Origin of the sequence: Streptomyces sp. URMC 124 (assembly GCF_051386455.1) — a bacterium.
GTDB lineage: Bacteria > Actinomycetota > Actinomycetes > Streptomycetales > Streptomycetaceae > Streptomyces.
The window spans coordinates 25747-48915 of sequence record NZ_JBPQTS010000015.1; the positions used below are offsets into that span (position 1 = coordinate 25747).

The window sequence follows — 23169 nt, forward strand, 5'->3', positions numbered from 1 at the left end:
GGCGGGTGCACGGAAGTTGACTTAATCCAGCCCTTCGCCCACTGGATCTCGCGGCGCCTCCAGCGCCTCCCTCGGCGCGCCCGAACGGCGAAAGAGCGCCGGGCATGCTGCAACGGTGGCAAGCAGGGTCCCCGCCCCAGCGACCTGGAGTGCTGCAGCCCCTCCCAGCGCCGTTGCCGTCGGGCCGCCCAGCGCCGTACCCACCACGTTCGCCCCGTTGAGGGCCGCCCCGGAGGAAGCGAAGGCTCGCCCACGCACCGCCGCGGGAACACGCGCGTGGATAAGGTTTCGAATCGCCAGTCCCTGCAACGAATTAGCCACACCCGTCACCACAAACGCGACGAACGTCACCGCGAATAGCCGGACACTGGCACTGGCGATCAACGCCGCCCCCATGAGGATCCCAGAGCCGGCCAGTACGCGAGGCTGCCAGGCCAGCGGCACTCTGGGGGCGAGGAAGGCTGAAGAGAGCAGCATTCCGACGGTGTGGGCTGTCACCAGCACCCCGTACCCGGTGTCCGAGGCAGCGAGGTCGTCACGAATGAAGAACACGCGAGCCACGCTAAGCACGGCAGTGAAGACGATTGCCGAGGCAAGAGCCAGGATCGCCGTACGCAGCAGGCGGTCTGAACCGAGGACCCCCACCCCTTCGCGCACCTGCGCCAGCCAGCTGGCCCCTGGGGTCCCGTGCACCGGTTCACGCCGCACCTTCAAGGCCAGGAGCACTGCGGCCATGACGGCGAAGGAAGCCGCGTCACAGACCAAGGCCGTGCGGTCCCCGAATGCGGCGACGAGAAGCCCGGCGAGCGCAGGGCCAGCGACGTTACCCGCCGAACGGAAGGTCTCCAGCTGTGCATACCCGCGCGCAGCCGCATCCTCGCCAATGATTGACGGCACCACGAGTTGCAGGGCTGGTGTCACGAGCGCCAGTCCGGCACCCAGTACGACCAGCAGAGCGATGGTGGCTGCGACGTCGCTGACGAAGGCCAGGCCGAGAGTGACCACTGCTTGGCAAGAGGTAACGGCCACGATGAGCCGCCCGGACTCGACCCGGTCCACCAGGGGGCCGACCAGAGGGCCGACGACCACGACAGGCAGCACACTCGCGATCACGAGAGCTGAGATGGCCATCCCGGACTGGCCTTGGTCGTGGAGGCGCAAAGTCAGGGCAACGATAGCCAGTTGGTCGCCTAGGGAGGACAGGCCGTACGCGGCGGCGACAGCCGAGAGCACGACAGCAGGTTTGCGATGCATCCGCAGATGCTGACACCTTGCACTGCCCCCCGTGGGCGTGATCACGCCAACCGGAGGGGCGCGGCTTCGGCGGCTCTTGAATGAAGGCCCGCAAAGCGAAAGGCTCCCGGTACCTGCCACGGGGGCAAGTACCGGGAGCGCAGGAAATCAGCGGGTCAGCACCTCGTACAGGCTGACGAGCAGAGCGGCCAGGCCGACGAGGGCGGCTAGGGACGGCAGTGGCCAGCGTCCTCGTTCGAGAGTGGCGATGCGGCGATGGAGTTCCTCGATGTCGGACTCGGCCGTCCTGGTCCGTTCGAGCGCCACGTCCAAGCGTCCGTTGAGGGTAGCGAAGCCGGTATCGACGGCCCCACGGAGACGCTCCAGCTCGACGACGACACCAGTTTGGTCGGGCAGGGTCACCGGCGGGCCACCGTCTCTGAGATGCCCGGCCCGGGACTGCCGCCGGAGGAAGCTATGGCGGTCAGGAGAGCCAGGAGGGTGGCGAGGCCCGCGGCCGAGAAGGCCCCGGGCCAGTCAGCGTCGAGGACGCCGGTTGCATCTGCACCCAGGATGCCGAGGAGCGCTTGGGCGAAGGTGCGCACCATGCGTTCGAAGGTGGCCTTCCAGAAGGCTGCGGTTGTCATGATCGGGTTTCCTCTCTCAGACGTGGGGAACGCGGAGCTTGGCCCAGGAGGTGGGGCCAGGGATGCCGTCGGCGTCGTCGCCGGAGTACCCCAGCCTGTGCTGCCAGGCGGCGTACGACTGCCGGTCGGCCTCCGACCATTCGGGGCCGGGGCCGATGCGGTAGCGGCTGCAGCCCTCGGCGACGAGGCGCTTGCCCATCTCCGTGATGATCCGGCTGCGCTGGCCGACGCGGAAGAATCCGGCGCCGGGGAACGGTTCGTAGGAGGGCGGCGGGGTTCCGCCGGGGCGGGGAGCGCCTTTCTGCACCCAGGCGTAGAGGGGCCCGCCGGGGCATTCGGTGGGGTAGCCGTCGCGGTGGCCACGGATCTCGCTGCCGGCGCCGTGCTTGCGCAGGAGCTCGATGCCATCGCGGATGGCGTGGAGCATGGCGTCGGTGGGCTGGGTGAGCCCCTCGCTGCCGACGAGGCCGCAGATCGCGTAGTGCGCGCGGTTGAGGGCCTGGTTGCCGTTGGCGCCGGTGCGCTTGCCCAGGCCGCGGCCTTCGAGGAGATAGCCGTGGGGGCAGGCGCCGTAGGTGTAGGCGATGTCGCTGTAGTTCTCCTCGCGGTTGGCCAGGTGGGAGGCGCGGATGTCCTTCCATTCCTGGACGCACTCGTCGTGATCGGTGAGGAGTTGTGTGGAAACGGGAGAGCCTTCGTAGTGGATCTTGACGCCGAGCGTGGTGGCCTGGTCCGGTGCAGCGGAGGCTGGCCAGCCCAGTTGGGCGCGCGTGACGAGCTTCATCGGGGGCTCCGGGACATGGAAGAGGGGCCCCGTTCAGGCGGGACCCCGGGGGCTGGTTGGTGTCAGCGGCTGAGCCAGTAGACGCGCAGGCTGGGGGCGAAGTCGGCGTTGTAGGCGGCCAGGGCGCCGCCGCTGCTCTGCTGGCCCTGGACCTCGACGTAGTCGGTGGTGCCGTTCATCACGACGATCGTCGAGACGCACTGACCGCACAGGACGGAGTTGGTGGCGTCCGCGCCGACCGCAGCCCCGGGGACCGCGGAGCCGTTGAGGGTGATACGGCAGCGCCGGTATCCGGTCGCGTTGCCGCTCCAGCCGGCCGTGCCGACCACCAGGTACGTGCCGGCCACGGTCGCGGTGTACCGGCTGGTGTTGGTGACGGTGGAGTGCCCGCCGTCGGAGTCGACGACCTCGGTGTCGAGGGTGAACGAGGTGAAGGTGGCGTTGCTGATCGACTGGGCGGTGGTCTGGTAGGCCGAGAAGACCGGAGGGGCGGTCAGGTAGTCGTTGAGGCCTTTGACCTGGGCGTTCCACAGGGCGCCGGTGATGAACTGGCCCGGGACGACGGTGGCGGCGGTCGGAGGTGTGCGGGGCATGGGTCACCTCTAGGAGGTTCGAGGGCAGCGAGGTGCTCAGTAGGCGAAGGCGCACGCGTCGAACTGGGCGATCGGATCCCAGGTGGCCGGGTCGGTGGTTCCGGCGGGTAGCGGTTCGCAGATCACATCACCGGCGGTGTGCGCCTTGGTGGTGGCAGTTGTGAGGGTGATGGTGGCCTGTGTCCATCCGGGGCTGGTGGTGCCGACGGAGGAGACGGTCACGGTTTCCTGGTTGGCGCTGTTCTGCCCGAGGACGATCTGCTGTCCAGGAGCGAGCTGGGCGCTGAGGGGGTTGGTGGTGTCCGCGGATGCGTTGACCGTGATCGAGGTGACGCCGGAGCCCACGGTGGTTTTGATGGTGGTGTGCCAGCTCGCGAAGGCTGCGTAGGGGGTGGTGTCGGCGGGGCTGCACTGGAGGGTGACCCAGGCGTCGCCCTTGTCGTCCATCTCCCACTGGATGTGCTCGATGAAGCAGTCCACCGTGATGGCAGGAGCGGGTGTGGGCGGCCGGCGCATGACGCGGACTCGCATGCCGAGCTCCAGGGATAGGCACACTGGCCACAGGGCGGGATTTGCTGAGGGGTGGAGCTTCAGCGCGCCGACGCGGGTGGTGGGTTGCTTGTAGCGGGAGAGTAGGTAGCTGGCCGCGTCCTGGCATTCCAGGGTTGAGGAGGAGTTGATGGACCGGCTGAGGGCCCGGGGAAAGTATTCGGTGATCGACTGCGCATCTTGGGCGTAAAGCTGCTGGCCTGTGGCGGATTGGGTGACTGTCACCTGGTTGGAGAGGTGGGTCGAGTCGTAGTCGAGGGTGCAGTCCTCGTACGGCCACTCGCCGAGGTCGGCGCGTTCTCCGAAGACGTAGAGGGGGGAGGTGGCGTTGTAGCGGGTGCTGCGGGCTTTGAAGCTGACGGTGCCGTCGCGGCTGACGAAGTGCGCGCCGCCTTCGGTTTCGACCACGCTCTGCAGGGCGGTGACGGCATCCTGGCCTGCGATAGATGAGGCGGAGCCCATGCTGGTGGTCATGCCGGCCTCGATGGAGAAGGGGCCGATGTAGCCCGAGTAGCGCAGGATCCGCGCATAGCGGGCGTTGGTGGATTCCCCCGAGCAGGCCGCCTTCCAGGCCGTGTAGAGGTTGGCGCAGTCGGTGCCGCTCAGCGTGGCGGGGAACTCTGCGATGAAGGAGAGATCGCCCTTGTACTGCCAGGCGCTGCCGCCGCCGGTGGTGGGGTCGATCCAGCCGCCGACGCTGTCGCTGACGAGACCGGTCGGCACGTCCGAGGGGCTGGTGCCGAAGAAGGTGGCGCCGCCGTCGAGGCTGACCATGATCTGGGATGTGGCCGGGTTGTAGGAGGCTACGGCGAGGTGCCAGTTGGAGTCGGCGACCGGGGTGGCGCTGGGCTGGTAAGCGAAGACGCTCCCGGGGCCGCCCATGACCAGCTGCAGGATCCCGCTGGAGTTGATCTTCCAGTAGAGCACCGAGCCGCCGCCGGCGGTCTGGTCGAAGCTGGCCCAGATCGTCGCGTACTGCGTGGGCGTGGGGCCGGTGTAGCGGAAGGCCAGCATGCGGCTCCACGGGCCGCTGGGGTTGGCCGGTCCTTTGATGCCGACGCCGGCGAGGTTGATGAAGGATGCGGCCGAGATGATGTTGGTGCCGGGATTGGGATTGCTGATGGCCACTACCGTGCCGCTGCTGCCGGTGTAGGTGCCGGAGCTGGAGGCGGCCGTGATGGCGACTCCGGCGATCAGCGATCCGACGCCGTACTTCGAGGCGCCGACAGGGGCAGGTTGGTGGGTGCCGGTGGCGTCGGCGAAGCTGGTCGAGCCCTGAGGGTCGTCGAGCTTGAACAGGAACCGCGGCGCGTGGCTGTTGATCTCCATGGTGAGCGGATCGTCGAGCTGGACCTGTGAGAGCAGGGAGAAGGCGTCCACGCAGGTCGGGCTGACGGTGCCGTAGGTACCGGACATGTCCCACTGAGGCGACCAGCGTTCGACGAACCCGCCGTACATCGGGTGCCAGGTGCCCGGCACGGTCAACGGGGAAGCCGTGGCTCCGCGTTCGGCCTGCCAGCCGTCGAACTGGAGGGTGCAGGTGGCGGCGGCGGTGGCCGCGACCCGGACGCCGTAGACCGAGTAGGCGGCGTCCGAGCCGAGGGTGGCGGTAATGGTCAGCGTGGTCCAGGCGGCGGTCGCCGACCCGGTGAGGGTGACGGGGGAGCCGGCGTTCGCGGTGCCGACCAGGCCGGCTGTGATGCTGTAGATGAAGGGTGCCACCTGCAGTGACGTGCTGGCGGTGATGTTCCGTACCTGGATCTGCATGGTGTAGGTGGCGCCGGCCTCGGCGTTGGGCTGAGGGGTCCAGCAGATCAGGCCCGGGGTGGTGGTCCCGGTGGCCGCGGGGGTGCCGGAGGGGACGGAGCACTGGATGACGGTGCTGCCCTGCCAGGCGGTCGCTGAGGTGACCGTGCTGGCAGCGGGGTCGGTGGTGGAGAAGGTGCTGGGGCCGTTGTTGCCCTGGTTGATGGCACCTAGGGGCCAGCCGCCGAGGTCTCCGCCGGTCGCCTGGAACTGGGTGAGGAGGTTGCGGGTGGGCGGCCACTGGGCGCGGATCCGGTAGGGCTGGTAGGGCTTGATGTGCCCGTAGTAGGGGCCTGTGGTGTTGGTGGGGTCGAGGTTGCCGTCGGTGTTGGCGAGCGTCACCGCCGCTTCTGCGGCGCGGACCTGGTCGAGCTCGTACTGGCGGCCGCGCTGTACCGAGACCCGTCCGCGGGTACGGGGGGCCACGTCCGTGTACCGGTCGAGGGGGCTGTCGCCTCCGTTGCAGTTCCACCGTGCGCCCCACCCGTGTTCCGTCAGCGGCCAGTTCGGGTTGAGCGTTCCGCCCAGGCGCGTGTTGACGTGCCCGAGGGTGGCAAGGAGCCCTGCGGTCTCGGTGGCGCCGGCCGAGGTCTGCAGCGCGAAGGTCATCGCGGTGGCCGAAGAAGACCAGGAGTAGGGGCTGGAGGTCAGGGTCGTCCAGGTGATGCCGTCGGCGGACGCCTCGGCGTACCAGGTCCCGGCCGCTTCCCGAAGGCGCCACCAGCGGTGGGCGTGCCCGTCGTAGGCGGGCAGGGTCGTGGTCGCCGTTGTCCCGGCGCTCTGGAGGGTGAACTTGAAAACGCCGGACTCCACCCTCAGGGCCACGCTGTTGCTGGAGTCGACGGTCAGCTTGAAGATGGTCTTGGTGTTGCCGGAGCCGTTCGGCACGATGCCGATCTGCGCGGAGATGCTGCTGGAGGTCGCGTCGTAGAGGGTGCTGGAGCCGAAGGTGTTCGTTGTGCCGGATACGGTCGGCTGGGCCAGGGTGATGAGGTCGTTGGCGGTGTCGAGGGCGGCCACGCCGCCGCCTGTGATGTTCGACCAGATGCTGGTGTCGATCGCGGGGCCGGTGAAGGCCTCGATGAGGGTGGAGAGCTTGGCCACCGGGCACCTCCTCGCAGGAGCGGGCGCCAGGCGACGCACAGCGGGGTGTGGGTCAGAAGCCGTGTCACATCTTCTTTACGCACGTGCTAGAGAGGGGCTGGGCAGGGGCACAGACAGCACCGTCCGGGAAAGCGTCGTGACGTCATCTCCGGCCACGGGACGGTGTCCGATATGGCGGGCTACGCCCAGAACTCTTCTGAGTCGCGCACGGGGAACCGCCCCCTCAGGAAGCGTCCGGAGACCTGCCGCAAAAATTTGCCCGCCCCGAGTTCACGATCACGGTCCCCTAGCCCCCTTAACTAATGCCAGGCCTCAAGGCCGGCCCGCAGCACGAGTAAAGGGGGATTCCTGATGGACCTGGCCACGGCCGTCATCATCTCAACCATCATCGCCAAGGCCTTCACGCTGCTGGCACTCTGGCTGCGCCTGCGCTGGCGGGCATGTCATGAACAGCAACGGCAGCGTTACCTCCTCCAGGTCACCAAGACGGTGGCCTTGGACGGCCAAGTGGAACTCGACGACCGGGACAGTGACGGCCAGCGCTTGCAGGTGAAGATCACCCATACTCCGGTTCCAGAGGAGGGCCGGGCCGCGTGAGCAACCACGACCCGGCGGATGGCACCGACTGGTCGACGACCGCACCCACACCCTCCGGACCTCCAGGCCACAGCTACCGTGCCCGGCCGCGGGCGGACGAGGAGTTCTCCGCCTTCTACCGCGAGAACATCCGCTCCCTGACCGGTTTCCTGATCAACCACGGAGCTGGCGTTCACGTGGCGGCGGACGTCGCTCAGGAGACCATGATCGACGCCTACCGGAACTGGGGCCGCATCACCCACTCGAAGGCCTGGGTGTATAAAGCCGCCTCCCGCGCGCTAGTGCGCAAGGTTGCCTCCGTCGAAGACCTCGTCGACGACGTACCCGAACCCACTTCCCTGGTGCCCCGTCCCGACGCCATCGCGGAATGGGAGGCCCAGCACGACGCGCTACACCTGCTCCGTAGCCTGCCAATGAAACAGCGCCAGGTCATGGCCTGGACGCTGGCGGGTTTTACCCCCACCGACGTCGCCAACCACCTGGGCATGCCGGCCGAGAACGTACGCGCCAACCTGAAAAAGGCTCGCCGCACCGCAACCGCCTACCTCAAAGCACGGGAGGAGGAACAGTGACTCGCCACCCCGAACCCAACCCCCACGACCAGGCCATGCACCACTGGCTTACCCAGCACCAGCACACCCTGACGCACGCCCTCGACGACCTCCTCGACGTCGAAGCAGGCTTGCGCGAAGTCCTCCTCCACTCCCACCACGACACCGCCACAGCCAACCTCGACACCGTCCTCGATACCGAAGCAGGACTCGCCGCCATCCTCCCCGCCACCCCACAAACCCCACTGGCACCCACACACGGCCCACCGCACCACCACATCGACACGGCGGAGCTCCTCCGCACACTTACCCCCGCAGAGCGCCTCGCCCTGCGCAACCATCCCAACGTCAAAGCAGCAGGCCAAGCCCTTGTCCGCGCCCTCACCAGTGCACGTGACCTTGATCAGGTCCTCGACCTCGCCTCCCTCTATGGTCGCGCCGTCGGCCTCGCCCTCGATCTAGCTCACGACCTTGCCCGTGCCCTCGACCCCAGCCGTGCCCTCGACCACGACCTCGACCGCGCCCTCACCCGCGCCCGCGCCTGCGCCCGCGCTCTCGCCCGTGACCGCGCCTGCGAGCTCGAGAGCGCCCTCGCCCGCGAGATCGCCCGCGCCCGCAACTTCGTCCGTGACCACGCCCGCTACCTTGAAATCGACCGTGCTCGCTCCCGCGCCCGCGCCCGGTTCCTCGCCCTTGCCCTCGCCCGCGCCCGCGACCTTGACCTCGCCCTCGCCCTCGCCCTGGAACTAGCACGCGACGGCGACCTCGATTTTGGACTCATCTTCGACATCCGAACCGCCGAGGTCGGCCGGGCCATCGGTATGGCACTCCACCAGGAGCCTCCCGCGCTCGATAAGGACTCGCTAGACGCACTCCTGGACGACTTCACCACCGCCGACCTGAGTAACGCCAACCTGACCGGCATCGACCTCAGTGGTATCCGCTGGTCCGAACACACCACACAGTGGCCGTCGACGAACGACATCGAAGACCTCAAGGCCCGCTCGGACGAAACCCCGCCCGGCAGCGGAACCTGGGTCGTCCGCTCCGGTACCACCACCATCCGCAACCTCGCGGAATGGTGAGATGTACTGGCTGGACGACTCTCGGCGCCCGAAGCAGCAGGGAGTTCAGGGGCGCATTCAGCACCGTTCTAGGCAGCCGTCAATCCGGATCGGGCATCGTGTTCCCGCAGACGTCGTCGCGATGCTCTCCCGAACGGTGCTGTCTGTGCCCCTGTCCAGCCCCGTCACCCTGACTCGCGCAGAGAAGACGTGACGCAGTTTCTCAGCGCTGGTAGGGCGGGTAGGTCAGCGGGTTGCGCATGCCACGCCGTAAGAACGCCTTCTCCACGTCCTGGGCGAGCGTCTCAACCGTCGCGACGTTTCCGGCGACCTGGAAGGTGAAGTGGTAGTGCACCCCTCCGCCACCGAAACCACCCGCCCCCGCCAGGGCCGCCCGCGGCGCTCCGTGGTCGGCTACCGCGTCGGCGAGACCTCGTGCGGCCGTCGTGGCGTGGTGGGCAGCCGTAGTGATGCCGTGCGCCAGCCCCTGGGGAACGTACTCGCCGAGGGCGGCGAAGACCCGGCTCGGCGAGCGGATGCCGAGCGCCTTCTTGATCGCCGACTGCATGGACTTTGCGATCTTGAGCATCTGGTCCTCGATCTTCTTCTGCTGCGACTGCAGGCCCTTGACCAGCCCCTCGGCGCTCTTGATGCCCGCCCCGTACATGCTGTCCGCAACGGCCGCACCGGTGGCATCGGCCGCGTTCCTCATGCCGTCCTGCAGCCGGTTCATCTCGGCAATCTGACCCCGGCTGGCCGCGGCCAGGGCCTGCGCGGTGGCACTGCCCTGCTCCACGCCGGCGTTGGCGATCTGCTGCACGAGATCAGACCGGAGCCCCTTGGCCCGCAGTTGCTGCAAGTTCCCGGCGAACTCCAGGGTCCGCTGGACCTGGTCGCGCATGCGCTGGACGACGTCGAAGGAGCTGAGCGCAGTGCCGTCGGTCGGGGCTGAGGCGACGATCGTCGCGTTCTGCATGATCGACTTGGCGGCCTCGTCCCGCGCCTTCGTCCAGTCCTTCCACAGGTCGGAGACTCGCTTCTGCGCATCCTTCAGCCGCGACGTGACGCTGTCACGGTGACGGGCCAGCGACATCAGCAGCGCGTTGTCGTGAGCGACCGTACGCTGCAGCGCCTTGTGGGACGAGCCGAAGTCCACGTACAGGTCGCGGGCCAGACGCTGCGTGGCGGTACGGACCCGGGCCGTGGACCCGGTCAGCCCGTCGAGCAGACCATGCATCACCCAGGCGCCGAGCTGCTTGAAGACCCTGGACGGAGAGCTGATCCCGAGCATCGACTTGAACCCGGAGACGGCACTGGAAGCCAGGCCGCGCACGCGGTCCACCACGGCGCCAGCCATGGAGGAGATCCCGCCGAGCAGGCCCTGAATCAGGGCGCGGCCGGCACCGTAGAGCCATGATCCAGCACCCGAGAGGGCGCTCATCGCCCGCGCTTTGATCGAGGCCAGTGCTCCGCCGATGGCCGAGACGGCAGAGCTCACGGCGCTGCGCGCCCGGCTGATCGCCGACGAGATGGTGGACGTGATCGACGACCAGGCGGACGATGCAGCGCTCCGCAGGCTCGAAAGCACCGAACGCCAGTACGAGCTGATCGACGAAAGCGTCGAGGTGATCACCGAGCGCACGGCGGTGATCGCCGAGCGGATGGGGCCGACGATCCCGTTCTGCCATATCGAACGGGCATACGAGGCTACGTCACTCCAGAACGAGTGCCACGCCGACGACAACGCGGCCGAGGCCGAGCGCCAGGCGCCGACCAAGAAGTTGACCGTGGCGTGATAGGCGCTTTTCAGCCAGCCCCACACGGCCAGCGCCGAGGCCTTGACGGCGGACCACGTGACCTTCCATGCTGTCTGGAACCACGTCGTCTTCGTCGCCACCCACACGATCGCCGCGACCAGTGCGATCACCGCAAGGACGATCAACACGACGGGGTTGGCGTCCATGACGATGTTCAAGGCCGCCTGGGCAATGGCCCAGGCGCGGGCTGCTGCCGCGGCGAGCCGCTGAGAGGTAGCGAGCTTCTTGATCGCGGTGCCCGCTTTTTTTGCGCCGCGGGCGATGTCCGTCACGCCCCGGACGGCACCGACGACCGCGCCGGTGGCAAACGAGACAACAGCAGCGGTCAACACGGTGCCGATGACCGCTGCCAGGGCCGTCGTGACGGTCTTGTGCCGCTCGAAGAAGCCGATCACCTTCAGAATGACCGGGATCAGCTTGGTGCCGATCACGATTGCGGCAGTAGTGACGGTTTCCTTCAGACGCCCCATCTGGACGTTGAAGGACCTTTGAGTGAGATCCCACCCCTCGACGTCCTTCGATGCGTCGGCGAAGCTGTGGCCGACCTTCTTCACACGCTCTTTGAAGCCCTCGGTGTTCTCACCCGTGAGCTGCAGAGTTGTGTTGAGACCAATGGCACCGCCGGTCATCTTCTTGATCGCGTCGGTGTAGGTCTGGGCCGCCGGCCCGCCCTTCTTCAGTTCCGCCGCGAAGCCATTGGTCTTGTTCTGAAGAGTCGCGTACTGCGCCAGCAGGTTCGCCTGCTCCGGCGGCAGGCCTTTCAGTTCCTTCCGCCAGTCGCCAAGCGAGATCGTGCCCTTGGAGTACGCCTGCGCGAGCTTCTGCAGGCTCGGCGGCATGTTCTTGACCATCTCGTCCGCGTCTGCCGCGGCTTGCTTGGTCTTGTTGAACGCCGACAGCAGCACGGTGCCGGACGGGCCCATCTTTGACAGAACCGTCTGCGACAGCAGGTCAAGGGTGCCCGTCAGACCCCGTTTGCCGAGCTTGGTTGATACGTCCGTCGATGACAGGCCCAGGCGCTGCATCTCCTGGATCGCCACGTTGTTCGGCGCCGCCAGGTTCCGGATCGTGGACGCCAGCTCCTGCGTTGCCTCGCGTGCACTCGTACCGTGCTGGGTCAGCGTGGCGATAGCGCCGCCGACCTCCGCGAAGGAAACCTTGTTGGCGGAGGCAATTGGAATAACCGTGGCGAGAGATGCAGAGAACTCCTGCATCGTCATCTTGCCTTCGCCCGCCGCGGTCTTGATGGCGTTCATCACGCGCACCGAGTCGGTGGCCTTGAGGTGGTACGACGCCATCACGGACGTCATGGCGTTGGTGACGTCCTTGAGGTCCGCGCCCTCCTCGCGCGCGCCCTGCGCCGCGGCCTTGAGTACCTTCAGGCCGTCTGCTCCGCGGTAGCCAGCCTTCTCGACCTGGTACATGCCCTCCGCGAGCTGGCTCGTGGAAGTGCCTGTCGACCGGGCCAGCGACATGACGCCGTCGGAGACGAGCTTGAGGTTGCGCTGGGATTCGCCGCAGGCGGTGACCAGCAGGTTCATCTGCTGCTGGAAGTCGCCGGCCGCCTTGACGCCGTAGGCGACGAAGCCGACTCCGAGGAGGGTGGTGGCTTTGCCGACCTTGCTGAGCATTCCGTTGAGGCCGCCCATACGGGCGGCGAAGCTCTCGCCGGTCTGCCCGGCTCGGGTCATCCCCGAGACGAAGGCGCCGGTCTCTGCGCGCAGGCGGACGAAGAGGTCGGCGACTTCGGCCACGGCGCACCGCCTTTCCTGCTGGGGCGGAGCGCGGGGCGGCGCGGAGTTGCTGGGTCAGGCCCGGGGCCATCCCGTGCGGAAGACGGTGGCGAACAGCTGCGGCGCGACGGTGGTGATCCCGAACCGGTAGGCCGGGCGCAGGAACGGGTATGTGGCGCCGTTTCTCAGGCCGGTCTCCAGATAGAGCCCGTAACGGCTGGAAGGCGTCCGGCCGTAGGGCGGGGTGAAGCCCGCTCCGGTGCCGACGCGCGTCTCCCAGCCCGTCCCGGACGGCATGACGGGAGTGTGGGTGATCGACCGGCGCAGGGTGCCGGAGATGACCGCCGGCCCGGTGCCGGGACGGGCCGGTGTGGGAGTGCCGCGTGGGTGACCCCCCACGGAGGCGTTGATCTTGGCTTGCCGTTCGATCGTCAGAGCGAGCCGGGTCAGGACCAGTCTCGTCTTGAGCTGGCCTTCACGGGTGATCTCGGCGCACAGGCGGGTGAAGAGACCTGTTCGCAGCTCCACCTGCTCATCACCCCGCTCTCGCGTCGCGGTCCGCGCGGCGCCGCTCCCGGTCGGTTTCGCGCTGCTCGTGCTCGGCGAGCATGCCGAGGAAGTCGAGGCAGTAGCGGCGCACGTAGGCCGGGGTGGCCTGGAGCTGATCCCATGACCAGTGCATGCGGCGCATCAGGATGAAATCGGCCCACTCGGCCGGCGTCTCCTCCGACGCCCAGGTCCCTTCGATGATGGACTCGACGGGAATCAGGACGCCTTCGTAGTACGGGGAGCCGGGGCCTACTGAGGGTCCGCGACGCGGCTGATCTCCTCCATGACCCGATTGATGATCTTCATGGGCAGGCGGGCGACGTTCTCGGCCGTGATGTCGCCGATCCGCGGCTGACCGCCTCCCTCGCGCAGCTGCTCGTAGAGCGCCACCGGGTCGCTGTCCGGGCCGATCTCCGGCGGGGCGGTGCCGGCGGAGTCGTAGACCTTCCACGCCACGATGACGCGCGCGAAGACCTTGTACATCGCCTCGTTGGCGGCCTGCGGGTCGACCGGTTGTCCCGAGGCATCCATGGCGACGTCCTCAGGGGTGATCTCCCGGGGCGGCAGCAGCTGGGGATTGCGCATGAGAACCGATACGTCGTCGCCGAGTTCGGGGAATTGCAGCAGGACGTAGGGGTGGGTGTACCCGGACACGGGCGTCTCCTTCGCGGGTGAGGGCGTTTGAGGGCGTGAGCCCTCGGCCGTGCCGCGACGCCCTCATGCGTGGCACGGCCGAGGAGATCAGTAGGCGGCGGTGACCCAGTTCTTCAGCACGGCCTGGACCGCGCCGGCGTCCGTGGAGTTGTAGATGCCGGAGATTTCGAAGTCCGCGGTGACGTAGTCGCCGCCCTTGTCGTAGCCGCCCTTCGACCAGCCGGGCTGGGTCGTGGTCAGCGTGAGCGAGGCCCCGCCGGCGGTCACGGGCTGGGTGAGCACGGCGGAGGCGGGGCTGGTCTGGAGCGCTTGGAGGTACTGGTTGTAGTCGGTATCCGACTCGTAGATCGCCTTGTACTTGATGTCCGCGTCCAAGACCCCGGAGAAGACCTCACGCGGCTGCTGAGTGCCGTTGCTGGCGTGGATCGCGTCCACGTCACGCTTGAGCGTCAGGTCGTAGGACAGGCCGCGCGTGGAAGAACCGCCGGCGTTGGTCATGGCCCACTGCCAGCCGAGCATCGGCTGCACAGCCGTGAAGGCCGGCGCGGACAGCCCCGTCTGAACCGCGCCGATCCAGCCGGTCATCTTGGCGTCGAGGGTGGCCATGCCCTTCGGGTCGATCTTGAAGCCGACCTCGGAGAGCATGCAGCCCGGGTAACCCCAGGCCTCGAAAACGTTGTGATCCACCAGCGAGTACGTCGGCTTGGCCCCGCTCGTGGACTGCTTGAACGTGTGCGTCGTCTGGCTGAGCACCGTCACGGCCGAGGAGTGCGCTTTCGTCAGGCCGCCGACCGGGGTGGCGATCGGGATGGTGTAGGGGCCCGAGCCGCTGGGGGTGCCGGTGATCGCGTACTCCAAGTTGGTGGAGGTGTCGATCGCGATGGTGGAACCGGCGGCGATCGAGGCGGCAGTCGAGATGGAGGTCGCCCCGATGATGGTCGACGAGGACAGGGTCGTCGAGACGCCGGCGGTGACGGTGTCGGGGCCGATGATCCGGAGGAAGTAGCCGAGCGTATCGGGGTAGGCGGACAGCTCCAGGGAGCCGCTGGCCTGCCCAACGCCCTGGTAAAGACCTTGGAGGTTGGTGTCGTTGGCCCGGTATGACTCGTCCTTGAGCTGGGTGTACTCGATGTTGAAGTCGGATTTCGTCACGGGCAAATAGAAGGTCGGCGCGAGGAACGTTCCCTGCGTTGATTCCTTGGCGATGCCGACCCATCCGAGCCGGGAAAGAAGCGTCACCGCGGCTCACCCCCCTTGATGTCGTCGTCCGCGATGCTCTTCTTCGCCCGGGCCCTGGGTTGCTCCTCGGCCTGGCCCGCCGCTGGCTTCGGGTCGCCCGCGGGACTCCAGCCGTCGAGGAGGACCGGATGTTCGATGGTTTCACCAGGCGCCACAGTGCGTACCTCGGCGTTGTCGGACGCGGCGAAGTGCCACGCCGCGGTGGTGTCATTGCGCTGGCGCACTGTGCTCTCCTGGGATCGGGGACATCAGGTACACCCCTGGCCAGTAGGCATCAGGGGTCGTGGGTATGGGGTTGCGGAAGTGCCGGGCCGAGCGCGTAGCTGCGGGACCGCAGATGCGGAGTACCAGGAACGGGCGCAACCTGATCTAAGAGGCCATTCGACGGAGATCAACCAAGCACGCTTAAGCGGGAGAGGGCATGGCGGCTAAGAGGCTGGACCTACTTCGGGAAAGCTATCGGGAAGTCTTGGACGCCACGAAACACTTGGACGACAAAGTGGGGCGCTTGCTCACGAGCACAGCGTTCTTGACGGCGGCTTCCCTCGCCCTAGCAGGCTTGCATAATGGGCAGTATCTCAGTGCCGAATTCGCAGTGACACCTTGTTCGTTGAGGCTGGGCAACGTGGCCGTGACGGCCTTCCTTCTTAGTACATTCGTTTCAGTGATGCTTCTATTGGCGGCCGTGACTCTTCCGCTAGGCATTCCTGGAAGCGCGAGCCAGGAGCCGGACTCGCCAATATTTAGTACCGGTCGGCGATGGCGAGTCACGCAATTTTACTTCGCCGAGATAGCTAAGTTGAGCCCAGGGGAGTGGGAGCGGCAATGGGGCGCTGACCCGAGGACACTCCAAAGGGAATGTGAAAAGGATCTCGTGAAGGAGACACGTAGATTGGCCTCGCGTACGGCCTTTAAGCACACCTGCATCAGTGAAGCTGTATCTGTACTGACTTTCACGCTTCTTTGTTTTGCCGCAAGCGTTGTTTTTGTTACCGAGGCCGCCTACTCCGGAGTGAATACTCCAGTCGATCAGGTGATCCATGTTCATATAAGCTGGCCCTACAGCACGGTTGTTGGCACCCTAGCAGGGTGCTATTTTTGGGTCCGGCTTACGCAGCCCATTCGCTATAACCGCCGGTCGGTAGTGGCAAAGAGGGATGACAAAAGTATTCAGCAGTGTGCTTACACCTCGGTGGCGCTGGCAGTAGTAGTCGGATTCCAGCCCAGTGGGTGGGCCGTGATCCCTTGGGTGGCCTTCACGATGGGGCTATACGGCGCCTCAGTCAAGCACTCGCACTTCGTGAGCGACGTACTGGTGAGGCGTGTATATCTCTCTTTGTTTACCGCGGTAATCGCCTCCGGGATAGCCTGTGGAGCGGTCGAGTGCTATGCCGGGCAATTGGGTGCTGTTGCGTTCGCTGCAATATCTCTCACCGTGTCCTCCTTGGTGGCCCCCATCTTGGCGAGTAAGAGAGATAGAAAGAAATACAGGCAGCGCAACTGGATTGAATAGGTTATCCGTTGACCTCGGTGTCATCCGCCCAGTAGGTGACCGTACAGCGCAGATCCGCGCGATCGCGCAAGCCGGGTTCGGGGTCGGCGAAGTCAACGGTGACCTCGCCGGGGTTCTCGGCGACACTGAAGAAGCGGCCGCCGTGTGTCTTGTCGAGCATGAGCCCGCCGATGCGCTGGAGCACGAGCTCGACCGCGGCGTCCAAGGTTTGCTGCGGGTCCTCGCTACTCCCGGAGGGGGACGAGGCTGGCCAGAAGATCCGCAGCTCGAAGAGATGCCGGGCCATGCGGCGGACGTGCGCGGTGCGCTCTTCGCGCAGCTGTCGGCGCAGCACATAGAGCTGAGTCCGGCGCTGGGCGGGGGTACGCGGCAGGTACGCCTGGATGGTGTCGAAGGGGCCGCCGAGCGTGGCGGACAGAGCGGGCAGACCGTCGGCGGGGTTGAAGTCAGCCAGCCACGCAGCCTCCCGGGCGACTGCATCAGCACTGCTCATCAGCCCTCCTAGGTGCGCTGGTAGGTGCTGAGGATCGCCTCGGCCTGAGTGGTCAGGACGCCGCGGTCGTGCCCGAACTGGGTGCCGGCCGGGTCGATCTCGCCGAGGACGAGGCTGGCGGCGAGGAGCTTGCAGGCGCGGCCCAAGTCCGCGGGCACGGTGGCGTACCCGCCGCCGTACGTGACACGGATCAAGGAGCCGACCGGGAGGAAAGTTCCCAAGCTGAACCAGATGTGCCCGCTGTCGGCTTCGGCCCCGATCAGCGACGCCGCGGTCACGTTCTGGGAGCCGCCGTAGGAGCGCAGCAGGGTAACGGCCAGGGCGGTGTAGGACCACATCTCCGGGTAGCGCGGGGCGAATTCGTTCAGCCAGACGTGCCTGACCTGGTCGCCGGAGCCGAGTGCGTCGGCGTAGGAGCGGCCCAGGGTGCCCTGGATGTCCATGGGCAGCCCGCCGGCGTCGCTGTACTCGTCCGGGTCGATACCTTGCGCCCGGTGTGATTCGGGCACGTTGGTGAACGGAGCGAGGCGGCGGCCGCAGATGCCCTCGCACTGACGTGTTGCCTCGATCATCAGCTGGTCGAGGGCGTCGGGGGCGTAGTCGCGGACCAGGTCGGCGAACTGCCCGGCGGCCAGGTCCGCCGCGCTCGCGAGGGGTACCGGGGAGTCCGCGGCCACGGCCTACTCCTGCGCTGCGAGCCTGCGGCCCCGGCGGCCGGGCGTCTTGGGCGCCTCCACGGTCTCATCCGTCGGGTCGACCTCGGAGAACTCCGGGCCCGTGCCGCTGTCGTCCGGCAGCGCCCCCGCGGTGTCCGTGTCGGTGCTGTGGGGTGTGACCTCGCTGAACCCTCCGTCGGGGATGGCGACCAGCGCGGCCACCTGCTCGGGGTCCTCGATCTCGACCACGGCACCGTCCTCGGCCCAGGTATGGCCGTGCGAATCGCTGCCGGCGAGTTCCTTGCGGATGAGCGGCACGAGCGTGCTCCTTTCGGGAAAAGCGGGTGCTGCGGCACGAGGAGAGGGGGTGTGCCGCAGCACCCGGAGTCGGGTCAGCTGGAGAGGGTGGTGGTGACCCGGGCCAGCCGGCCGAGGTACTTCGGCGCCCGTACCGCGAGGGTGGTGTCGGAGACGATCGCGTACGGAAGCTGGTCCGGCCCGGCCGTGGTCGGGTAGACGTCCAGCGGGGTCAGCTCGCGTACGTACGGCCGCACGACGAAGTCCTGGTTGCGGGACATCAGGTAGATGTTCTCCTGTCCGGTGGCCTGTGGCTTCATCGAGCTGTTCGTACCCACGTAGGTGGCCGGGCCCGATGCCGGGAAGGTGGAGCCGTTCTTGGGGGTGAGCTTGGTGCCGTCGTCCACGATGCTCGTCGTGAGTACCGGGGTGACGCCGTCCGCGGCGATGCCGACTGTGGCGTCCACGTAGCCGAGGAGCGTTTCGGTCCCCGTCGCGGTGGAGCGGAAGACCTTGAAAAGGTTGGGCTGGGAGCCGTCGAGCCCGGTGGGGGTGGAGAAGGAGAGGGTGACGGTCGAGGTGGAGCCGGTGGTCGTCTGCGAGACCTCGGCCGAAGGCAGGACCTCGCCCTGACGGGCGATGACGGGCACGACCTGGTAGTAGTACGTGGCGGCGGCCAGGGTGCCGCCCGTGGTGGCGGTCGCGGTGGTGACGGTGCCCATGCCGAAGCTGCGCGCCGACAGGAAGCTCGACTTCACGATCGGCACGTCGCGGTAGGTCAGCACGTTGAGGCCGCTGGCGACCTCGACGCGGTCGACGAACCGCTGCTGCGCGGTGAGCAGCTGCGCGACCTTGGAGGCCGCCGTCGGCGACATCACGAACATCCAACCCGCGTCCTGCACGGCCATGGCGGCCTGCTGCTCCACCATGTCGATGACCTTGTCGAGGGCGCCGAGGGAGAGGGCCGCGTTGAAGTCGATCGCGTTCTGGTTGCTGCCGGAGAACGTGTTGACCTGGGTGTCGAGGCCGTCGAACTGCGGGTAGCCGCCGAGGGCAGTGGAGCCGGAGTTGCCCCACAGGATCGCGTTCTCGATGTCCCAGTAGAGGCCCTGGATGGAGCCTTCGATCTCCTGCGCCTTCAGGTCGCCGATGAGCTGCCGGGTGACGGCCTGGGAGTAGCCGGTGACCGCGCCGACGGACTGGAGGTTGCGGATCGGGAAGCTGTTCTGCACGTAGGTGCTGTTGGAGACGGGCCGGGCGCCGCCGTCGGTGACGAACCCGCCTTGCGCCCTCGCCGTCCTCTGGTTGAAGTAGTAGACCGTCGAGTCCCACTTGCGCGACGGGATCGCACGGACGAGCGGGGAGTAGCGCCGCTGGTACTCCAGCAGCATCGGGTCGATGATCTTGGGGACGAGTGCGGACGCTCCAGCGGCGTCCAGCGCCTCACGCAGATCGCGGGTGCTCATGAGGGTGCCTCTCTCGGCAGGTAGACATGACGAAGCCCCGTACCGGCGAGGCCGGGCGGGGCGGGTGACCATCACTGCCGAGCGGCACCAGCGATCAACGCTGGCGGTCAGAGAAGACATAGGTGGCCGCGGTGCGGCCGAGAGGAGCTACTCGGGCTGGACCGTGCCACGGCCGCCGAGGACGGCGGCAACCGTGACGGGGGCCATGTACTGCCGCCACTCCTCGTCGGTGTACTCGTGCAGCGGCTTGGCCGGTGCGCCCTCCGGCAGCCCCGGCGCCGCGACGGCTGCGGACTCGCTGATCGGGGCCACCAGGCCCTTGCGTGCCGGGCCGCCGGTGGACTCGACGTGTTCCTGGACGGCATGCGGAAGGGCCTTGGCGATGCCCTCAGCCACCAGGCGGGCGATGCGCTCATCGTCGGTCTCGATGACCTCCGGTGCGGGGGCGGCCTCGGCGACCGGGGCGGCAGCTGCGGACTCCTGCGCGGCGGCCGGCGGCGTCATGGCGGTGACGAACCCCGCCAGAGCGTCAGACAGCTTGTCGATCTTCGCGCCGAGGGCCTCGATGCTCTCGGTGCTGCCCGGGGTCGCGGCCGCCGGGGTGGTGGACTCCGCCATGGCGGTCTCCTTCTCCAGGGTGGAATCGGCGGCCGGCGTCTCCGGTGCCGAGGTCTGCGGGGTGAGGGCTTCGCCGGCGGTCTCCATGGCGTCGTCGTCGACGTCCTCAAGGTCGCCATCGGTGTCCTCGGCCGGGGCGCCCGGGAGGTCGATGTCGGCGTCCACATCCGGGTCGAGCGCGGCCAGGGCCTGGCAGGCGCCGGCCATGGCGGCGCGGCCGACGGCATCGAGGTCGTGCGGGTCGACGCAGTGCGACAGCACGGTGACCGTGGTCGGACCGTTGGTGAGGCTGATGCACATCGACCCCGCGTGCGCGGGATCGACGTCGTACCCAAGTCCCTCGGCGACGGCCTCGCCTACCTGGCCGATCGGGTCGATCAGCCATCCCTCCTGCGCGGCCACCGTGACCCCGAAGCTACGCAGCGCCTTGGTGATGCGCTGCTTGATGCGCTTGAGCTGCGCGGCCGAGTAGGCGCGGGCATTGTCGGCCTGGTTGATGTACGACCACGCGGCCTTGGCGCGAGCCTTGGTGTCGATGGGGTACCGCTTTTCCTTGTCCGCCTGATAGCCCGGATCGGCAAACGGGCCCCCGCCGGGGACGGGGGCCCGAGCCGGCGCGGTGTCGGCTTCCGTGACGGTCGTGTCCACCAGCGCCTCCAGCACTGACTCGGTGATGAGCACCCGGCCGGGTGCGCTCTCCGCCGGCCCGAGCGGCGCGGCGGGGGTGTAGATGTCGACGCGGGCTCCAGGGACGCCGGGCTTGCGGGTGAAGTCCAGGCCGTCGATCTCCAGGTCATCCGCAGTCTCCACCGGAGCGCCGTCCGGACCGGAGTGCCGGCGGACGGGGCCGATCCAGGCGCCGCGGATACTGACCCCGGACAGGAACGGCGGCCCGCCGTCGCCGTCGACGAGCGAGGCGATGGCGCGCGCGGGCGCGGTGTCGGCGAGGTCGGCGGTGTAGCGCGCCGAGCCGTCGTCGGCCTGGGAGATGCTCGTGATCCGGCCGACGATCTGCGTGGAGTCGTCCCCCGCCTCGTGGTGAGTCAGCATCGCCAGCGGCTGCTCGCCATCGTCGATCCGCGCCTGCGCCCGCGCGACTGCCCGGCCGATGGCTGCTGCGGTGTAGAGGCGGCGGTTGCGGGAGATGCCCGGGACGAGCGCGGTACCGGTGATCGAGCCGATGCGAGTGGCCACGACTCTCCTCCCTTTACGTCGGTGGTTCAGGGGAAGCTCGCGGAATTGAGTACCGGTACTCACGACTTCTCGCACTGCTTGGGCGATAGTCCCCGGATGGTGAGGACAGAGAAGCGAACCGGTGGGTGTGCGGCGGTGCTCTTAACCGTCATTGAGCTGGCGGCCCTGGTGTGCATCGGCGTGTGCTGGGCTTCGACCTATTGGTCGTGGGACCCGCAGCACTACGGCGAACCGCCGGGGCCTTACGCGAAAGCAGCTTGGGCAGTACCGGTAGCTGCTGTGATCGCAGCAGTGATCGCCAGTATCCGGCGCGTATGGCTGGTGGCGATCGGACAGGCTGTCATGGCCGTCGTTCTCTACAGCATCGTGAGCACTGCGGTACCAGCCGGAGAGCGTACCTACGAGGACTCATACCGCAAGGCATGCCATGCAGGCATGATCTGCCATAGCGAGCTGCCGCCCGCACGATAGTTGCTGGGTTCAGGTAAGGGCGAACCAGTCGGCGAAATGCGACAAGGAGACGTCGGCCGCGTAGCAGCAACGGCACACCGGGTGCGTCGGCAGGCGTGGCACGTCCAGCGACGACCAAGGGCTGGCCGACTCGTAGCCTATGCAGGTCTCACATACCCGACCGTCGCCGGCCGTGATGACGTCCACCCGCTGTACGCCCTCGGACCGGTACAGGGCCAGGGCGCCGTCGTCGGCCGCCGTGGTCATCGCCCAGTCCACCGTGAAGGCAACGGCGGTGACATCGTCGGAGGCAAGGACGTCCATGGCCGCGTCGACCATCTCCTCGCGCGACGCGCCCTCCTCGGCCGCACTGGCGAGCACCCGGCCCAGGTCGCTCGCCGCACCGTCGAGCATGCGAGCCAGCCACGTATCCGCCTCAGCCCATAGCTCATCCAGCCGCTCCAGGGACCGGTAGGCCTGCTGGAATGCGATGTCCCAGTCCAGGCGCACCCCGGCCGTGCCCAGGCGTTCAGCAGCGATCGCGACGGCGTTGACCAAGCCCTCGGCCCGGCCGGCGGCGAGGGCGGCGCGCAGCGCGGCCCGCAGGGCGGTCCACCCGCTCAGGTCGGCGAGCGCGCGCAGCAGGGCTTTGGCAGCGGCCAGAGCTTCGGCGGCGAGGTCGCCGAGAGGGCGCCGTGCCTCTGCCAGGCTGGCGCGCTGACGGAAGGCGTTGACGGCGGCGGCGAGCGCCTGGCGGTCGATCAGTGTCCGCCAGGCGTCGAGGACCGTCCGTGTGCAGCGGGTCTGCTGCTCCTCGCGGCGGGCGAACAGGCGGGCCCACATGCCTTCGAGCCGTCCGAGGTCGACGGTAACTTCGAGGATGCGGGGGTCGTCGGCGTGTTCGATAGCTGTCCGGACGGCTGCGGTACACGCCGCGTGGACGCGCGGGGTGAGGGGGCCGCCGGAGGCTGCCCACCCGGCGGCGAATGCCTCCCGGGCCACGGTGGTGAGGGGGTGCTCGAACGGCGCATCGGTGCGGTCGGTGCCGTGGACCAGGGACAGCGCCGTGAACTCCACCGGCATGGGGGTGAGACGGCTGACCGGGTGGGCGTCGTCGGGCTTTAGGTAGATCAGGGTGCAGTGGGCGGTGTAGCCGTGGTTGCGCGGGACGCTGATGCCGCGGGCGGTCAGGGCGTCGAGGGTGTCGCGGCGGAGGTCTTCCAGGTCCGGGGAGTCGACGAGGGCGACCAGGACATCGTGCTCGTTGCCGGTGAACCGGGCCAGTCCGCCGAGGCGGCCCGTGAAGGGGCCCCGGGCCGCCAGTTCCCCGGTGATCTCCCGGAGTGCCTCGGCGTCGGTGTCCGAAGCGTCTCCGCAGTAGGCGACGGTGACGTGGAGATCTTGAGGAGGCAGGCCGCCGTCGACGGCTAGGGCCTTAGCGACGGCGGGCGGAGGGTAGAGGGCGATCATGCAGCCGTCGGAGAAGTCGGGGGGCATGCGCTCACCTCCGGGACGGCTCAGCCGATCTTGGGCCCGCAGGGGGTGGTTCGGTGGGGCCGGTG

General features: G+C 67.9%; 22 protein-coding genes. 4 read left to right on the plus strand and 18 right to left on the minus strand.

Going from position 1 to position 23169, the window contains the following annotated elements:
- Positions 1-21 precede the first annotated feature (21 nt).
- From ACSNOG_RS05095 to ACSNOG_RS05120, 6 genes are all read right to left on the minus strand, one after another.
- On the minus strand, positions 22-1254 hold the full coding sequence (locus tag ACSNOG_RS05095; protein WP_436751304.1) for an MFS transporter: 1233 nt from the start codon (positions 1252-1254) through the stop codon (positions 22-24).
- 147 nt (positions 1255-1401) lie between these two features.
- The gene (locus ACSNOG_RS05100; RefSeq protein WP_436751305.1) at positions 1402-1566 is read right to left on the minus strand and encodes a hypothetical protein; all 165 of its coding nucleotides are present in this window, start codon (positions 1564-1566) and stop codon (positions 1402-1404) included.
- An 86-nt stretch (positions 1567-1652) separates the two neighbouring features.
- A complete protein-coding gene (locus ACSNOG_RS05105; RefSeq protein WP_436751306.1) occupies positions 1653-1880 on the minus strand; it encodes a holin in 228 nt (75 codons plus the stop codon).
- Positions 1881-1896: 16 nt separating this feature from the next.
- Positions 1897-2664 carry a peptidoglycan-binding protein gene (locus tag ACSNOG_RS05110; RefSeq protein WP_436751307.1) on the minus strand — a complete coding sequence of 256 codons (768 nt, stop codon included), beginning with the start codon at positions 2662-2664 and terminating at the stop codon, positions 1897-1899.
- 62 nt (positions 2665-2726) lie between these two features.
- Positions 2727-3257 carry a hypothetical protein gene (locus ACSNOG_RS05115; RefSeq protein ID WP_436751308.1) on the minus strand — a complete coding sequence of 177 codons (531 nt, stop codon included), beginning with the start codon at positions 3255-3257 and terminating at the stop codon, positions 2727-2729.
- A gap of 36 nt (positions 3258-3293) precedes the next feature.
- The gene (locus ACSNOG_RS05120) at positions 3294-6716 is read right to left on the minus strand and encodes a hypothetical protein (RefSeq protein WP_436751309.1); all 3423 of its coding nucleotides are present in this window, start codon (positions 6714-6716) and stop codon (positions 3294-3296) included.
- 351 nt (positions 6717-7067) lie between these two features.
- Here ACSNOG_RS05120 and ACSNOG_RS05125 point away from each other — a divergent pair, with 351 nt between their 5' ends.
- From ACSNOG_RS05125 to ACSNOG_RS05135, 3 genes are read left to right on the plus strand one after another with little or no spacing between them, the layout of a single operon-like run.
- Positions 7068-7313, plus strand: coding sequence for a hypothetical protein (locus tag ACSNOG_RS05125; RefSeq protein ID WP_436751310.1), 246 nt, complete (start codon positions 7068-7070; stop codon positions 7311-7313).
- The gene (locus ACSNOG_RS05130) at positions 7310-7885 is read left to right on the plus strand and encodes a sigma-70 family RNA polymerase sigma factor (protein WP_436751311.1); all 576 of its coding nucleotides are present in this window, start codon (positions 7310-7312) and stop codon (positions 7883-7885) included. The genes ACSNOG_RS05125 and ACSNOG_RS05130 overlap by 4 nt, the downstream gene beginning before the upstream one ends.
- Positions 7882-8949: a hypothetical protein gene (locus tag ACSNOG_RS05135; protein ID WP_436751312.1), complete on the plus strand. Its 1068-nt coding sequence runs from the start codon at positions 7882-7884 to the stop codon at positions 8947-8949. The genes ACSNOG_RS05130 and ACSNOG_RS05135 overlap by 4 nt, the downstream gene beginning before the upstream one ends.
- A gap of 202 nt (positions 8950-9151) precedes the next feature.
- Here ACSNOG_RS05135 and ACSNOG_RS05140 read toward each other — a convergent pair whose 3' ends face one another.
- The 11 genes from ACSNOG_RS05140 to ACSNOG_RS05190 form a co-directional block, all read right to left on the minus strand.
- On the minus strand, positions 9152-12499 hold the full coding sequence (locus ACSNOG_RS05140; protein ID WP_436751313.1) for a phage tail tape measure protein: 3348 nt from the start codon (positions 12497-12499) through the stop codon (positions 9152-9154).
- A gap of 54 nt (positions 12500-12553) precedes the next feature.
- A complete protein-coding gene (locus tag ACSNOG_RS05145) occupies positions 12554-13006 on the minus strand; it encodes a hypothetical protein (protein WP_436751314.1) in 453 nt (150 codons plus the stop codon).
- A gap of 7 nt (positions 13007-13013) precedes the next feature.
- A complete protein-coding gene (locus ACSNOG_RS05150; protein ID WP_436751315.1) occupies positions 13014-13160 on the minus strand; it encodes a hypothetical protein in 147 nt (48 codons plus the stop codon).
- Positions 13161-13276: 116 nt separating this feature from the next.
- On the minus strand, positions 13277-13681 hold the full coding sequence (locus ACSNOG_RS05155; protein WP_436751316.1) for a hypothetical protein: 405 nt from the start codon (positions 13679-13681) through the stop codon (positions 13277-13279).
- Positions 13682-13768: 87 nt separating this feature from the next.
- Positions 13769-14920 (minus strand): phage tail tube protein, encoded by a 1152-nt coding sequence (locus ACSNOG_RS05160; RefSeq protein WP_436751317.1) that lies wholly within the window; start codon positions 14918-14920, stop codon positions 13769-13771.
- Positions 14917-15144: a hypothetical protein gene (locus tag ACSNOG_RS05165; RefSeq protein ID WP_436751318.1), complete on the minus strand. Its 228-nt coding sequence runs from the start codon at positions 15142-15144 to the stop codon at positions 14917-14919. Before ACSNOG_RS05165 ends, ACSNOG_RS05160 begins: the two co-directional genes overlap by 4 nt.
- Positions 15145-16434: 1290 nt before the next feature.
- Positions 16435-16926: a hypothetical protein gene (locus ACSNOG_RS05170; RefSeq protein WP_436751319.1), complete on the minus strand. Its 492-nt coding sequence runs from the start codon at positions 16924-16926 to the stop codon at positions 16435-16437.
- A gap of 8 nt (positions 16927-16934) precedes the next feature.
- On the minus strand, positions 16935-17603 hold the full coding sequence (locus ACSNOG_RS05175; protein WP_436751320.1) for a hypothetical protein: 669 nt from the start codon (positions 17601-17603) through the stop codon (positions 16935-16937).
- Between the two features lie 3 nt (positions 17604-17606).
- Positions 17607-17900 (minus strand): hypothetical protein, encoded by a 294-nt coding sequence (locus tag ACSNOG_RS05180; RefSeq protein ID WP_436751321.1) that lies wholly within the window; start codon positions 17898-17900, stop codon positions 17607-17609.
- Between the two features lie 74 nt (positions 17901-17974).
- A complete protein-coding gene (locus ACSNOG_RS05185) occupies positions 17975-19345 on the minus strand; it encodes an SU10 major capsid protein (RefSeq protein WP_436751322.1) in 1371 nt (456 codons plus the stop codon).
- Positions 19346-19492: 147 nt separating this feature from the next.
- Positions 19493-21157, minus strand: a complete 1665-nt coding sequence (locus ACSNOG_RS05190; RefSeq protein WP_436751323.1) for a DUF6582 domain-containing protein — start codon at positions 21155-21157, stop codon at positions 19493-19495.
- A gap of 96 nt (positions 21158-21253) precedes the next feature.
- On the opposite strand from ACSNOG_RS05190, the gene ACSNOG_RS05195 reads away from it, so the two are divergent.
- The gene (locus ACSNOG_RS05195) at positions 21254-21628 is read left to right on the plus strand and encodes a DUF6234 family protein (RefSeq protein WP_436751324.1); all 375 of its coding nucleotides are present in this window, start codon (positions 21254-21256) and stop codon (positions 21626-21628) included.
- Positions 21629-21637: 9 nt separating this feature from the next.
- On the opposite strand, the gene ACSNOG_RS05200 is transcribed toward ACSNOG_RS05195, so the two are convergent.
- Positions 21638-23104, minus strand: a complete 1467-nt coding sequence (locus ACSNOG_RS05200; RefSeq protein ID WP_436751325.1) for a 2'-5' RNA ligase family protein — start codon at positions 23102-23104, stop codon at positions 21638-21640.
- Positions 23105-23169 lie beyond the last annotated feature (65 nt).